The organism is Actinospica acidithermotolerans (assembly GCF_018139625.1).
In the GTDB taxonomy this organism is placed as follows: domain Bacteria; phylum Actinomycetota; class Actinomycetes; order Streptomycetales; family Catenulisporaceae; genus Actinospica; species Actinospica acidithermotolerans.
Map to the genome: position 1 here is coordinate 20,929 of NZ_JAGSOH010000005.1, position 12,669 is coordinate 33,597.

The 12,669-nt window shown below is 72.5% G+C and carries 13 protein-coding genes; 3 read left to right on the top strand and 10 right to left on the bottom strand.

Features of this window, described 5'->3' with window-relative positions; genetic code table 11:
- Window positions 1-39: 39 nt before the first annotated feature.
- On the top strand, window positions 40-471 hold the full coding sequence (locus KDK95_RS03250) for an FMN-binding protein (RefSeq protein WP_212516471.1): 432 nt from the start codon (window positions 40-42) through the stop codon (window positions 469-471).
- 196 nt (window positions 472-667) lie between these two features.
- On the opposite strand, the gene KDK95_RS03255 is transcribed toward KDK95_RS03250, so the two are convergent.
- The gene (locus KDK95_RS03255) at window positions 668-1,423 is read right to left on the bottom strand and encodes a G1 family glutamic endopeptidase (protein WP_212516472.1); all 756 of its coding nucleotides are present in this window, start codon (window positions 1,421-1,423) and stop codon (window positions 668-670) included.
- A gap of 168 nt (window positions 1,424-1,591) precedes the next feature.
- On the opposite strand from KDK95_RS03255, the gene KDK95_RS03260 reads away from it, so the two are divergent.
- On the top strand, window positions 1,592-1,888 hold the full coding sequence (locus tag KDK95_RS03260; RefSeq protein WP_212516473.1) for a hypothetical protein: 297 nt from the start codon (window positions 1,592-1,594) through the stop codon (window positions 1,886-1,888).
- Window positions 1,889-2,145: 257 nt separating this feature from the next.
- Here KDK95_RS03260 and tsaD read toward each other — a convergent pair whose 3' ends face one another.
- The 3 genes from tsaD to tsaB are packed head-to-tail and all read right to left on the bottom strand — an operon-like array spanning window position 2,146 to window position 4,432.
- Complete coding sequence (gene tsaD / locus KDK95_RS03265) at window positions 2,146-3,192, bottom strand: tRNA (adenosine(37)-N6)-threonylcarbamoyltransferase complex transferase subunit TsaD (protein ID WP_212516474.1); 1,047 nt, start codon at window positions 3,190-3,192, stop codon at window positions 2,146-2,148.
- Window positions 3,189-3,779 (bottom strand): ribosomal protein S18-alanine N-acetyltransferase, encoded by a 591-nt coding sequence (rimI, locus tag KDK95_RS03270; RefSeq protein ID WP_212516475.1) that lies wholly within the window; start codon window positions 3,777-3,779, stop codon window positions 3,189-3,191. Before rimI ends, tsaD begins: the two co-directional genes overlap by 4 nt.
- Window positions 3,776-4,432 carry a tRNA (adenosine(37)-N6)-threonylcarbamoyltransferase complex dimerization subunit type 1 TsaB gene (tsaB, locus tag KDK95_RS03275; protein ID WP_212516476.1) on the bottom strand — a complete coding sequence of 219 codons (657 nt, stop codon included), beginning with the start codon at window positions 4,430-4,432 and terminating at the stop codon, window positions 3,776-3,778. Before tsaB ends, rimI begins: the two co-directional genes overlap by 4 nt.
- 97 nt (window positions 4,433-4,529) lie before the next feature.
- Here tsaB and KDK95_RS03280 point away from each other — a divergent pair, with 97 nt between their 5' ends.
- Entirely contained in the window at window positions 4,530-5,228 is a 699-nt protein-coding gene (locus KDK95_RS03280; RefSeq protein WP_212516477.1) for a L,D-transpeptidase, read from the top strand.
- A 642-nt stretch (window positions 5,229-5,870) separates the two neighbouring features.
- Here KDK95_RS03280 and tsaE read toward each other — a convergent pair.
- The 6 genes from tsaE to glmS form a co-directional block, all read right to left on the bottom strand.
- Window positions 5,871-6,347 (bottom strand): tRNA (adenosine(37)-N6)-threonylcarbamoyltransferase complex ATPase subunit type 1 TsaE, encoded by a 477-nt coding sequence (gene tsaE / locus KDK95_RS03285; RefSeq protein WP_212516478.1) that lies wholly within the window; start codon window positions 6,345-6,347, stop codon window positions 5,871-5,873.
- Complete coding sequence (locus KDK95_RS03290; protein ID WP_212516479.1) at window positions 6,344-7,534, bottom strand: alpha/beta fold hydrolase; 1,191 nt, start codon at window positions 7,532-7,534, stop codon at window positions 6,344-6,346. Before KDK95_RS03290 ends, tsaE begins: the two co-directional genes overlap by 4 nt.
- 115 nt (window positions 7,535-7,649) lie before the next feature.
- Complete coding sequence (gene alr, locus KDK95_RS03295) at window positions 7,650-8,834, bottom strand: alanine racemase (RefSeq protein ID WP_212516480.1); 1,185 nt, start codon at window positions 8,832-8,834, stop codon at window positions 7,650-7,652.
- Window positions 8,831-10,249: an NAD(P)H-hydrate dehydratase gene (locus KDK95_RS03300; RefSeq protein ID WP_212516481.1), complete on the bottom strand. Its 1,419-nt coding sequence runs from the start codon at window positions 10,247-10,249 to the stop codon at window positions 8,831-8,833. Before KDK95_RS03300 ends, alr begins: the two co-directional genes overlap by 4 nt.
- A 21-nt stretch (window positions 10,250-10,270) precedes the next feature.
- On the bottom strand, window positions 10,271-10,621 hold the full coding sequence (locus KDK95_RS03305) for a holo-ACP synthase (protein ID WP_212516482.1): 351 nt from the start codon (window positions 10,619-10,621) through the stop codon (window positions 10,271-10,273).
- A 139-nt stretch (window positions 10,622-10,760) separates the two neighbouring features.
- Complete coding sequence (gene glmS / locus KDK95_RS03310; RefSeq protein WP_212516483.1) at window positions 10,761-12,608, bottom strand: glutamine--fructose-6-phosphate transaminase (isomerizing); 1,848 nt, start codon at window positions 12,606-12,608, stop codon at window positions 10,761-10,763.
- Window positions 12,609-12,669: the final 61 nt, after the last annotated feature.

Sequence of the window (12,669 nt, forward strand, 5' to 3'; positions counted from 1 at the left end):
ACGTGACCCACGTGGCGCACCCCTGAGTTGGGAGTTGCCATGCGAATCTTCACCGTCTGCACCGTCGCCTCGGCCGCCGTCCTCACCACGGCGATCACGGCGAAGGCGCTGATGACCCCCACGGAGCACGCCGCCCTCACCGGCGTCTCCACGACCGCGGGCACCCGAACCGCGCTCGGACCCGAGATCCCCCTCGCGCACGGCATCGTCCAGGTGCAGGTCACCTGCCTCGGCACGAAGATCGTCAACCTCGTCGCGGTGCAACTGCCGCACGACAACAACCACTCCTGGGACGACTCGCTGCACGCCGCGGCCGTGCTGCGCAGCGAGATCCTCAGCAAGCAGACCACCGACCTGGACGTGGTCAGCGGCGCGACCTACACCAGCAGGGCCTACCTCGAGTCGCTCAACGCCGCGCTCGAGGTGGCGGCGCCGAACGCACCCAAGATGAGCCCGACGCCGATGTCCTGACTCCGACGTCCCGATCCCGACGTACCAACTCCGACGTCCCGATCCCGACAGGTCCCGAACCCGACGTCCCGATACCGACAGGTCCCGATCCCGACGTCCCGATACCGACAGGTCCCGATCCCGGCCGCGTGCCGCGCCGTCCGAACCGGCGCGGCACGCGGCCGGGGGCTTCCCTGGCCCGGCTCCCGGTCGCTGCTCAGCCGGTGCTGAGCCAGGTCGCCGTGAACACCCGTCCGCCGGTCAGCGACGAGATGGCGTCCTCCTGAACCCCTCGCATATCCACGAGGTTTCCAGTCCAGAGCGTCCAGTCCCCCAGCGGCTTTCCGTTCGCCGTCGCTCCGGAGAAGGTCACCGAGCCGAAGTCCGTGACGTTCCCGGACGAGCCCGCGGCGCCGGTGTCCGAGTTGGCCTCCACGATGACGTTCGCCGAGGTGGGCGTGCCGCCGGTGGAGACCTGGGTCTTGTCCTGCGTCATCGTCCAGCCGCGGGTGACGTTCTTGAGAACCATCGTGAAGTTGTTATCGCCGTCGTAGACGACCGACGCGTGCATGTGGTCGCCGGGCTCGGTCGCATTGCTCACCGGCACGCCGACCGCCGGGTACATCTCCCACCAGGAGTAGTAGTCCGGCGTGGTCCCGTTGCAGTTGGCGGCCGTGCCGAGCTGCGCGATCGTGCCGGAACCGCTCAGCCCGACCCAGAAGCCGGTCTGCTGGTCGCCGCCCGCGCAGACCGCGGTCGGCTCGATCCAGTTCGCCGTGACCGACGTGAAGGTGCCGTCGATCGCGGAGTAGCCGGATCCGAAGTTGTACGCGGCGGCCGACGCCGCACTCGGCGCGGCCGACGCCATTCTGGCCGCCGCCGCCACGAGTCCGAGCGCGCTCGCCGCACCGCCGAGCACCGTGTAACGGCGCGGGTGCCTGCGGAATCGCTGTTTGAGGCCCAGTCGGGGCATGGGTATCAGGGCTCCTCTGTCCGCGGACCGTCGCGGTCCGCCCGCCCCTAGGTCCGCCCCGGCCCGGAAAAGGTTGCCGGGATTTCCCGCGATCCCGGGAACCGGCGCCGGAAGTGACGCGTTGTCACTTCAGGTAGTCCGGTCAACACGAGAGGTGATGAGTGAGTGATGCGCATCGACAGGACACTGCTCCGCGAGCAGGACGCGCGGCTGAAGTCGGCCTGGCACGAGATCGAGGAGGCCTCGCAGCGGATCCTCAGGCAGCTGGCCGAGGCGGAGTCCGTCAGCCCGGAGGAGGCGCGCCTGGTGCTCGACGCGTCGTACGCGCTCTGGCGGGTGGATCAGGGCGTGCACGAGCTGATCGACCTGCACCGCGCCCTCGTCGAGCGGCTGAACAAGGCTTCCCCCGCCCTGCTGCCGCGGGGCGGGGGAACCGTCGGAGGTTACGCGCTAGGCGGCGGTTAGGCCGTGTCTTCGAACCAGCGTCCAAGCAGGAGGCCGCGGCGTCTCACGCGTGCGCTCGCAAGGCGCAGAGACGGGCCCGTACTCGGTCGCCTGCAACCGTCCCCGCAACGCCGCGAGCGTGCCTGGCATGTGCCGCGGATCCGGCGATAGCTGGGAGACACGGCCTAAGCGGGGTGGCGGTACGGGCTCGAAGTCAGGCGGTGACGTCCTTAGGCGGTGACGTCCTTACCCAGTGACGGCCTTACCCAGTGACGTCCTTAGGCGGTGACGTCCGTGATCAGCATGGAGGAGTCCGCGGGCAGATCGAGCCTGCTCGGTTCGACGCCGGCCGCGACGAGTTCGGCGCCGAGGGCGGCGACCATGGCGCCGTTGTCGGTGCACAGGCCCGGGCGCGGCACGCGGACGCGGACCCCCACGGCCTCGGCGCGTTCGACCGCCATCGTGCGCAGCCGCGAGTTGGCCGCGACGCCGCCGCCGATCAGCAGGTGGTCGACGCCGTTCTCCTTGCAGGCGCGCAGGGCCTTGCGGGTGAGCACGTCCACGACGGCTTCCTGGAAGGAGGCGGCCACGTCCGCGACGGGCACCGGCTCGCCGGCCCGCTGCTTCGCCTCGACCCAGCGCGCGACCGCGGTCTTCAGGCCGGAGAAGGAGAAGTCGAAGGGCGCGTCGCGCGGGCCGGTCAGGCCGCGCGGGAAGGCGATCGCGTCCGGATCGCCGCCCTCGCGCGCGGCGCGGTCGATGTGCGGGCCCCCGGGGAAGCCGAGGCCGAGCACCCGGGCGACCTTGTCGAAGGCCTCGCCGGCCGCGTCGTCGATCGTGCCGCCCAGGGGGCGCACGTCCGTCGCCACGTCCGGAACGAGCAGCAGAGAGGAGTGGCCGCCGGAGACGAGCAGCGCCATCGCGGGCTGCGGCAGCTTGCCGTGCTCCAGCTGGTCCACGCAGACGTGCGCGGCCAGGTGGTTCACGCCGAAGATCGGCTTGCCCAGGGCCAGCGCGTACGCCTTCGCCGCGGCGACGCCGACCAGCAGCGCCCCGGCCAGGCCCGGACCCGCGGTGACGGCGACGGCGTCGATGTCGCCGAGCTTCAGGCCCGCTGTCTCCAGCGCCCGGTGCACGGTCGGCACCATGGCCTCCAGGTGCGCCCGCGAGGCGACCTCGGGCACCACCCCGCCGAACCTCGCGTGCTCGTTGACGCTGGTGGCCACCGCGTCGGCCAGCAGCTCCGTGCCGCGCACGATGCCGACACCGGTCTCGTCGCAGGAGGTTTCGAAGCCGAGGACGATCGGCTGGTCGGCGGAGCTCATTCCTTCACCCAATTCACGGTCTTCACACTGTCCACCTCGATGCGCTGCCCGGCCGCCCCCGTGTCGCCGAAGCGCGCGATGATCTCGCCGCTGCGCATCACCAGCGCGTCGATCCCCATCGGCTGGTAATAGCCCTTCCGGATGCCGACGTCCTGGAAGCCGAACCGCCGGTAGAGCTGCTGGGCGCGGTCGTTGTCCACCCGCACCTCGAGCACGACGTCGTCGCAGTCGCGCCGCGCGGCCTCGCGCATCAGCTCGGTCAGCAGCACCGCGCCGAGCCCGCGGCCCTCGCGGCCCGGATCGACCGCGATGGTCAGCACCTCGGCCTCGCCGATCCCGGCGAGCAGTCCCGCGTAGCCGATCAACCGCGGCTCGTTCTCGTCGTCCGGGGCGTACTCCTCGGCGACCAGGTAGTACCGGGTCGCGGCCTCGGCCAGCTCGGACCAGAACATGCCGACCGACCAGGCGTCCTCGGGGAAGGCCGCGTGCTCGAGCAGGATGACGCCGGGGATGTCCCACCACCGCATGCGCCGCAGCTCGACGCGCCCGGGTCGGGCCGCCGCGGGCAGCAGGTGGGCGCTGGTCATGCCTGGGTCACCGCCTTGCGCGCACCCGGCTCCACGGCGTCGGGCCGGCGCAGATACAGCGGCTCCGGCGGGAGCAGCCGCTCCGGGTCCTCGCGCAGCAGACGCGCCGTCAGTTCCGCGAGCACGGCCGCGCTCGGCAGCTCCGGGTCCAGCGCCCGCGGGAACTGCTCCGGGTAGAGCCGCGAGCCCTGCCCGGCCACGCCGAGCCCGGTGAGCCGGTCGGCGACCTCGGCGGGCCGGTCCACCGCTGGCTCGCCCTCCCGACGGCCCGTCACGTCGTACGCGGCCCAGTAGACCTCGCGCCGCCGCGCGTCCGTGGCCACCGCGAAGGCTCCGTCCGCGGCGACCGCGGCGGCGACGATGTCGAGCGTGCACACTCCGTGGACCGGGATGTCCAGCGCGTCACCGAGGGCGCGGGCCGTCATCAGGCCCACCCGCAGCCCGGTGAACGGGCCGGGGCCCACCCCCACCGCGACGCCGGTCAGATCGGTGCGCGAGCAGCCGGCCGCCGCGAGCACCTTCTCGATGCCGGGGGCGAGCAGCTCGCCGTGCCTGCGGGCGTCGACCTCGGTGTGCTCGGCGAGCACACCCTCATCTCCACGCAGCGCGACGGTCACCGCGGGGGTCGCCGTGTCGAAAGCCAAGAGCAGCACCCGGCCATTATTGACTATCGGCGCGGGCTGGACCGCAAGTACGCCCGAAGCGAAGCCCTCTTAACCCGTACGGTGCCGGTAGGGCATGATGGCCCCCATGGGCAAAGGAACCAGGGCCGCAGGGTCACCGCGTCGAGCCGCGTCGGCGCCGCCGTCGTACGGCACGACGCCCAACCAGGCCGCGGGGGCCGGCCGCCGGGGTTCCGCGGCACCGCCTCCGCAGACCCGCTCCGCCGCCCGGCAGAACTCGGGAAAGCCCAGCTCAGGGCGCGGCGCCACGTTCTCGGTGCTGATGATGACGATCGTCGCGCTGGCGGCCGTGGGTGTCCTCGCGGCGCAGGCCGAGGCGACGGCGCCGAAGGTGCGCGCGCAGGCCTCGAACGCCTCCACGACGAAGACCACGAAGTCGGGCTCGTCCGGCTCGAGCTCCGTCGCGCTGCCGGCGAACTCGGGCAGCGGTACCCGGATCGTGTACTCCGCCACCCAGAAGCGCATATGGCTCGCCCAGAGCAGCACCGTCGAGCGCACGATGCCCGTAGTCCCGGGCACCGAGACCCCCGCCGACGGCTCGTACACGGTGACCTCGAAGGCCCCCGGCGCGACCGGCGGCGACGACGTGCAGGTGCTCTACGTGGTGCGCTTCGGCGGCAGCTACGGCTTCGACGCCGAGGCGAACATCACCGGCCTGCCCCCCGCCCCGACCGGCAAGACCGGCGGTATCCGGATGGCACAGCTCGACGCGCAGGCCCTCTACGACTTCGCCTCGGTGGGCACCACAATCGTCGTGGTGCCCTGACACGGAGTCAGGCTCGGGTAGCGGGCGAGGGCTGTAGCACCGGACTTCGCCGGGGCAGCCAACGACGCGGTTGGCGCCGAGAGGCACGCCCGGTCTCAGCGCGGCGAAGCGGCGGCGCCAGGCTCCGGCAGGGCGCGAGGGCGGTAAAACCGGGCTCCGTGGGGCGGCCAACGCGGTTGGCGCCGAGGCACGCCCCGGTCTCAGCGCGGCGAAGCGGCGGCGCCAGGCTTCGGCAGGGCGCTCAACGCGGTTGACCACGGGAGTCACGCCCGGCCAGCCTCAGGGCGGACGGTTGGCCACGGGAGCCACGGCCCCGGTCTCAGCGCGGCGAAGCGGGCGGCGCCAGGCTTCGGCAGGGCGCTCAACGCGGTTGACCACGGGAGTCACGCCCCGGTCTCAGTCAGCGGTTGGCCACGGAAGCCGCGCCTGACCGAAGTGCGGTTGGCCACGGGAGCCACGTCCGGCCTCAGTGCGGCTAAGCGGTAGCGCCAGGCTTCGGCGGCCCGGCCAACGCGGCGGGAAACGGGAGTCGCGCCCCGGTCTCAGTCGGGCGGTTGGCGCCGGATGGCACACCCTGGTCTCAGCCCGGGCGGTTCGCCACCGGAACCCCCGGCTCAGTGCGGCGAAAGGGCGGCGGCGGCTTCAGACGCGGGAGACGGTGATCTCGCGGACGTCGTCCTCGCGGGCTCGGTCCAGGCGGACCACGTAGTGGCCGGCGCGGCCCTCGGCCAGCACCTCGGCCTTGCCCTCGCCCCACTCGACGACGGTGACCGAGTCGTCCATGGAGGCGTCGAGGTCCAGGTCGTCGAGTTCGGCGAGGCTGCCGAGGCGGTAGGCGTCCACGTGCACCAGGGCCGGGCCGCCGACCAGCGAGGGGTGCACGCGGGCCAGCACGAAGGTGGGCGAGGTGATCGGGCCGCGCACGCCCAGGCCCTCGGCTAGGCCCTGGGTGAACGTCGTCTTCCCGGCGCCGAGTTCGCCCGAAAGGATGACGAGGTCGCCGGGCTCCAAGCGCTTGGCGAACGCCTGGCCGACGGCGCGGGTCTCCTCCGCGTCGGTCGCGGTGAGCCGTTCTTCCTTGCCGCCCGGGGCCTGTGACGGCCCGTCAACCTCGGTCACTGCGCTGCTCTCCTGCTTGACGGCGAGCCGAGCTGGTCCTCGGCCCGGTCGACCAGGTTACGCAACGCGTTGCCGACCGCGTCCGGGTGCTCCAGGATCAGCGCGTGGCCGGCGTTGGGCAGCACGACGTAGTCGGCCGAGGGCATGGCGTCGGCCAGCGCCTCGCTGTGCGCGACCGGCAGGATGAGGTCGTTGGCGCCGCCGAGCACCAGGCTCGGCACCCGGTCGAAGACCGGCAGCGCCTCGCTCATGTCGAGCTTGCCGAAGACCGGGTAGAAGTCGGCGATCACGTCGATCGGGGTGGACTGGATCAGGTCCTCGGTGTAGCGCACCAGCGACTCCGGGACCTCGGAGCCGAAGGCGTAGCGGCGGATGATGACCAGGCCGAAGTCGCCGCCGATCGCGCGGCCGCGCTCGACCAGGCCGGTCTGCTTGGCCAGCAGTTCGAGCACCGCCGGGGTGGTGCGGTGCAGCAGCTTGGCGCTCGGCCGCGGCAGGCCGAAGGCGATGTCCTGGAAGCGGCCGGCCGAGGTGCTGATCAGCGCGGTTCCGACGATCCGCTCGCCGAACAGCTCCGGGTGCCGCTGGGCCAGCGCCATCATCGTCATGCCGCCCATGGAGTGGCCGACGAGGATGACCGGGCCCTGCGGGCAGGTCGCCTGGAGCACGGCGTGCAGGTCCTCGCCGAGCTGATCTATGGTCACGGGCTTGGCGCGGCCCTTCCTGTCCTTCGGCGGGCGCTCGGAGCGGCCGTGGCCGCGCTGGTCCCAGAAGACCATCCGGTGCGTCGCGGAGAACTCGGCGCGCTGGTAGTGCCAGCAGTCCTGCGGCAGGCAGAAACCGTGGGTGAACAGCAGCGTCGGCCGGTCGGCGCTCACCGCCGGCGGCGCGACGGGGGTGCCGTTGAGCGCGCCGGGACCGCTGGTGCGCGCCGGTCCCGCGGCCCAGCCGCGCGGCTCGTCGACCTCGACATACAGCTCCACGCCGTCCGACGCGGTGACCGACTGCGGGTCGCCGCGCAGGGTGCCGAAGGGCTCGCCCGGGTCGTGGATCTCAGCCATCCTGCGCACCGCTCGTCCGATCGTCAGTCGCTCGACGGTGAAGCCGAGCGCCGCTCCTGCGGCCACGACGCCGACGGCCGCGCCGAGAATCCCGGCGCGCCTGCCCTTCCCCGATGCCTGTGCCACGGTCCGGCCCGCCTTCCACACTGCGCACTCTACCTACGTCAACGTTCGATTTGCCCCGTTTTATCCCCGCGTCGGATCTCGACTCTACTGCTTATTCTTGCCCGTCAGGCCCGCTTCAAGCGTTCGGTGCCGAGCTGTCGACCGGGTGATACACGCGTGGGACGCGCGGCCCGATCCTGGTGACGATCTCGTAGCCGATCGTGTCGGTCGCGTCGGCCCAGTCCTGCGCGGTGGGCGTGCCGCCGTCGCCGGGGCCGAAAAGCACCGCCTCGTCGCCGGGCCGCGGATCCGGGTCGGCGCCGCCGCCGGGGCCGAGGTCCACGACGAACTGGTCCATCGCGACCCGGCCGGCGATCGTGTACCGGCGGCCGCCGATGGAGACCGGGCCGACGCCCGAGGCGGCCCGCGGGACGCCGTCCGCGTACCCGGCCGGAACCAGGGCGAGCCGGGTCTCCTCGCTGGTGCGGTAGGTGTGGCCGTAGGACACGCCGTGCCCGGCCGGGACCCGCTTGACCGAGGCGAGCCGGGCGACCAGCGACATCACCGGGCGCAGGCCGTGATCCGCGGGCAGCCCGAGCTCGGGCGCCGGGCTCAGGCCGTACATGGCGACGCCGGTGCGCACCAGGTCGAAGTGGCTCTCCGGCAGGCTGAGCGTCGCCGGGGAGTTGGCCATGTGCCGCACCTCGGGGCGCACCCCGGCGGCCTCGGCGTACGCCAAAGCCTCGTGAAAGGCCGTCAGCTGAAGCTGGATCGAGGGGTGTCCCGGCTCGTCGGCGCAGGCGAAGTGCGACCAGACGCCGGTGACCTTGACCAGGCCGTCCCGCTCGGCCTTGACCGCCTCGTCGACCACGAGCGGCCAGTCGTGCGGCTGCACGCCGTTGCGGCCGAGGCCGGTGTCCGCCTTGAGCTGGATCCGCGCGGGCCGGCCGGTGCGCTCGACGGCCTCCAGGATCGCGTGCAGCGCCCACTGGCCGGAGACGGAGACGTCCACGTCGGCCCGCACGAGCGCGGCGAAGTCGTCGCCGGGGCTGTGCAGCCAGGTCAGGATCGGCCCCTCGATCCCGGCCGCGCGCAGCGCGAGCGCCTCCTGCGGCACCGCGGTGCCGATCCAGGCGGCGCCGGCCTCCAGGGCGGCGCGGGCGCAGGGAAGCATGCCGTGTCCGTAGGCGTCGGCCTTCACCACGGCCATGACCTGCGCCGGGGCGGCGATCTCGCGCAGCCGCCGGACGTTCGACCGAAGCGCGTCGAGGTCGATCCGGGCTTCCAGCCGGGCGGGGGTCAGGGCGGTGTGGTCACTCATTCCTGGATATTGTGCCAGGCCAAGGGCAAGGAGGCGACCAGGTCACCGGCGGCGACGGGTCCGCTGCGCGCGGCGAGCAGCCCGGTCGCGCCGTGCAGATAGGCCCCGGCCGACGCCGCGTCATACGGCGAGAGGCCGCCGGCCAGCAGGCCGCCGATGATCCCGGCGAGCACGTCGCCGCTGCCCGCGGTGGCCAGGACGGGACCGGCGTGGGTGTTCACCCGTACCCTGGATGTCTGGGGGCCCGCGATCAGGGTCAAGGGGCCCTTCAACACGACCGTCGCGTCATACGACTGCGCCAGACGGCGGACGTATTCGAGCCGCTGTCCCTCGATCTGCTCAGCGGTGACGTCCAGCAGGGCGGCGGCCTCGCCGGCGTGCGGGGTGATGATCGTGGGCGCGGAACGCTCGAACGCCTTGCGCGGCAGCAGCCGGAGCCCGTCCGCGTCGACGACGACCGGCACGTCGGTGGCGAGCACGTTCAGCAGTCTGCGGACGGCCTCGTCGTCCCGTCCGAGCCCTGATCCGACGACCCAGGCCTGCACCTTTCCGCCGCCCGCGATGACCTCGGGGTAGCTGCTGACCACGTCGACCGGGCCGCTGTAGCGCACCGCGCCGACTCCCGAGCGCAGGGCGGCGCCGACGGCCAGCAGGGCGGCGCCGGGGTAGCGCTCCGAGCCGACCGCCAGCCCGACCACTCCGCGGGAGTATTTGTGCGAAGAACGGCCCGGCGCGGGCAGCAGCGCCCGCACATCCTGCACCTGCAGGTTCTCCAGCACCGGCTCGACCGACGGCGGGAATTCGAGGCCGATGTCGACGAACTCGACGATGCCCGCGTGGGACGCTCCGGGGTCGACGAACAGGCCCGGCTTGTGCGTGCCGAAGGTGACGGTGACGTCCGCGCGCACCGCGGGCCCGCTCACCTCGCCGGTGTCCGCCTCGATCCCGCTCGGCAGGTCCACGGCCAGGATCGGCGCTCCCGACTCGTGCGCGGCCTCGGCCAAACGGGCGAACTCGCCGCGCAGCCCGCCGCGTCCGCCGATGCCCAGCAGCCCGTCGACGACGAGGTCGGCCTGGTCCAGGACCGCGGCGTCCGCGACGATCCGGCCTCCGGCGTCGCGCAGGGCTGACAGGCCGCCCTCGTGCGCACGGTCGGGATCGGCCAGCAGTGCGTGCACCGCGACACCCCGGCCCGCCAGCAGTGCGCCCGCGTACAGGGCGTCTCCCCCGTTGTCGCCGACGCCGACGAGCAGCGCGACGCGCGAGCCGTAGACCGACCCCGCGTCGCGCAGCATGTCCGCCGCGACGGTCGCGAGACCGAAGGCCGCGCGCTGCATGAGCGCGCCCTCCGGCAGACGTGCCATCAACTCCCGCTCGGCGGCGCGGACATCGGCGACTGCGTGCGCGTATCTCATACGCCCATTCTGTAAGGAGTGCTACTCCTCCGCGACCACCATCGCCGACGCGATGCCCGCGTCGTGGCTCAGCGACAGGTGCCAACGGGTGACGCCGAGCTCCTCGGCCCGCGCCGCCACGCCGCCGCCCACCAGCAGGTACGGCCTTCCGTTCGGCTCGCTGCAGACCTCGGCGTCCTGCCAGCTGAGGTCGCCCGGATTGCCGAGCGCCTTGCCGACCGCCTCCTTCGCGGCGAACCGCGCGGCCAGCGAGGCGGCCGGCAGGGACCGCTCGCGCTCGGTGAAGACCCGCTCCAGCAGCCCGGGCGTGCGCTCCAGCGATGCCTGGAACCGCGCGATGTCGACCACGTCGATGCCCACGCCCACGATCATCTGACGGCCCTTTACTCGGTCGGAACTGCTCTGACGGACCTACTCCACCGTCCATTGAACGCTGTGCCAGGTGCTGTGCCAGGTTACGCCGCGGACAACCACTTCACGGCGACGGGCTCAGCTGGTCAGGGGCCACCGATCACTCCACAGTCACGGACTTCGCCAGGTTACGCGGCTGGTCCACGTCCAGGCCCTTCGCGTCCGCCAGCGCGCACGCGAAGACCTGCAGCGGCACCGTCGCGACCAGCGGCTGCAGCAGGGTCGGCAGCTCCGGGACCCGGATCAGCGTGTCGGCGAAGGGCACGACCGCCTCGTCGCCGTCCTCGGCGATCACGATGGTGCGCGCGCCGCGGGCCCGGATCTCCTGGATGTTGGAGACGATCTTGTCGTGCAGCAGCGGCCGGTCGGCCGGCGGCACCACGACGACGACCGGCAGGTCCTGGTCGACCAGCGCGATCGGGCCGTGCTTGAGCTCGCCCGCCGCGAAGCCCTCGGCGTGCACGTACGCCAGCTCCTTGAGCTTGAGCGCGCCCTCGAGCGCCACCGGGTAGCCGACGTGCCGGCCGAGGAAGAGCACCCGCTCGGCGTCCTTGAGCAGCCGGCCGAGCTCCTTCACCGGCTCCATCCGGTCCAGCGTCTCGCGCACCTTCTCCGGGGCCTGCGCCAGCTGGATCAGGATGTCCTGGATCTCGTCCGGGAACTTCGCGCCGCGCACCTGGGCCAGGTAGAGGCCGACGAGGTAGCAGGCGATCAGCTGGGTGAGGAAGGCCTTGGTCGAGGCGACGGCGATCTCCGGGCCGCCGTGCGTGTAGACCACCGCGTCCGCCTCGCGCGGGATGGTCGCGCCGTTGGTGTTGCAGATCGCCAGGACCCGGGCGTGCTGCTCCTTGGCGTGCCGCAGCGCCATCAGCGTGTCGGCGGTCTCGCCGCTCTGCGAGATCGCGATGACGAGCGTGTCGCGGGTCAGGATCGGGTCGCGGTAGCGGAACTCGGAGGCGAGTTCGACCTCGACCGGGATGCGGGTCCAGTGCTCGATCGCGTACTTGGCGATCATGCCCGCGTGGTACGCGGTGCCCGCGGCGATCACGATGACCTTGTCGACGCTGCGCAGCTCGGACTCGCTCATCCGCATCTCGTCAAGCTGCAGCCGGCCGCCGTCGCCGATCCGGCCGAGCAGCGTGTCCGCGACGGCCCGCGGCTGCTCCTCGATCTCCTTGAGCATGAAGTAGTCGTAGCCGCCCTTCTCCGCGGCGGCCACGTCCCAGTCCACGTGGAAGGGCTTGCCCTCGGCGGGCGCGCCGTCGAAGGAGGTGATCGACACGCCGGTCCTGCGCACCTCGACGACCTGGCCCTGGCCGAGCTCGATGGCGTCCCTGGTGTGGCCGATGAAGCCGGCCACGTCGCTGCACAGGAAGGCCTCGCCCGCGCCGACGCCGACCACGAGCGGGGAGTTCAGCCGCGCGCCGACGACCACGCCGGGGACGTCCGCGTGCACGGCGACGAGGGTGAAGGCGCCGTCCAGCCGGCGGCAGACGCGGCGCATCGCCTCGGCCAGATCGCCCGCGCAGTCCGGGAACTCCCTGCCGATCAGATGCGCGACGACCTCGGTGTCGGTCTCGCTGAGCAGCTCGACGCCGGCCTCGCGCAGCTCGTGCCGCAGCGCGGCGAAGTTCTCGATGATGCCGTTGTGCACCACCGCGACCTTGCCGTCCGCGTCGAAGTGCGGGTGCGCGTTCGCGTCGGTCGGGCCTCCGTGGGTGGCCCACCGGGTGTGCCCCAGGCCGAGGCCGGACTCCGGCAGCGGGTTCTCGGCCAGCTCCTTCTCCAGGTTGGCCAGCTTGCCGGCCTTCTTGCGGCCGGTCAGCGCGCCCTCGGCGACCACCGCCACGCCCGCCGAGTCGTAGCCCCGGTACTCGAGCCGGCGCAGCCCCTCGAGGACCACGTCGAGCGCCGACTTGTCACCCACGTATCCGACGATTCCGCACACCGTTAAACCGTTTCCTCTCAGCGATGTCGACCCACACTGTAGCCGTAATGCGGAAAAAGGC

Excerpts from the sequence above, each read along its gene's own strand:
- KDK95_RS03300 (WP_212516481.1), bottom strand. The coding sequence starts at position 10,249 with ATGAGATACGCGCACGCAGTCGCCGATGTCCGCGCCGCCGAGCGGGAG.
- tsaD (WP_212516474.1), bottom strand. The coding sequence starts at position 3,192 with ATGAGCTCCGCCGACCAGCCGATCGTCCTCGGCTTCGAAACCTCCTGC.
- KDK95_RS03280 (WP_212516477.1), top strand. The coding sequence starts at position 4,530 with ATGGGCAAAGGAACCAGGGCCGCAGGGTCACCGCGTCGAGCCGCGTCG.
- KDK95_RS03305 (WP_212516482.1), bottom strand. The coding sequence starts at position 10,621 with ATGATCGTGGGCGTGGGCATCGACGTGGTCGACATCGCGCGGTTCCAG.
- alr (WP_212516480.1), bottom strand. The coding sequence starts at position 8,834 with ATGAGTGACCACACCGCCCTGACCCCCGCCCGGCTGGAAGCCCGGATC.
- KDK95_RS03255 (WP_212516472.1), bottom strand. The coding sequence starts at position 1,423 with ATGCCCCGACTGGGCCTCAAACAGCGATTCCGCAGGCACCCGCGCCGT.
- rimI (WP_212516475.1), bottom strand. The coding sequence starts at position 3,779 with ATGACCAGCGCCCACCTGCTGCCCGCGGCGGCCCGACCCGGGCGCGTC.
- KDK95_RS03250 (WP_212516471.1), top strand. The coding sequence starts at position 40 with ATGCGAATCTTCACCGTCTGCACCGTCGCCTCGGCCGCCGTCCTCACC.
- KDK95_RS03260 (WP_212516473.1), top strand. The coding sequence starts at position 1,592 with ATGCGCATCGACAGGACACTGCTCCGCGAGCAGGACGCGCGGCTGAAG.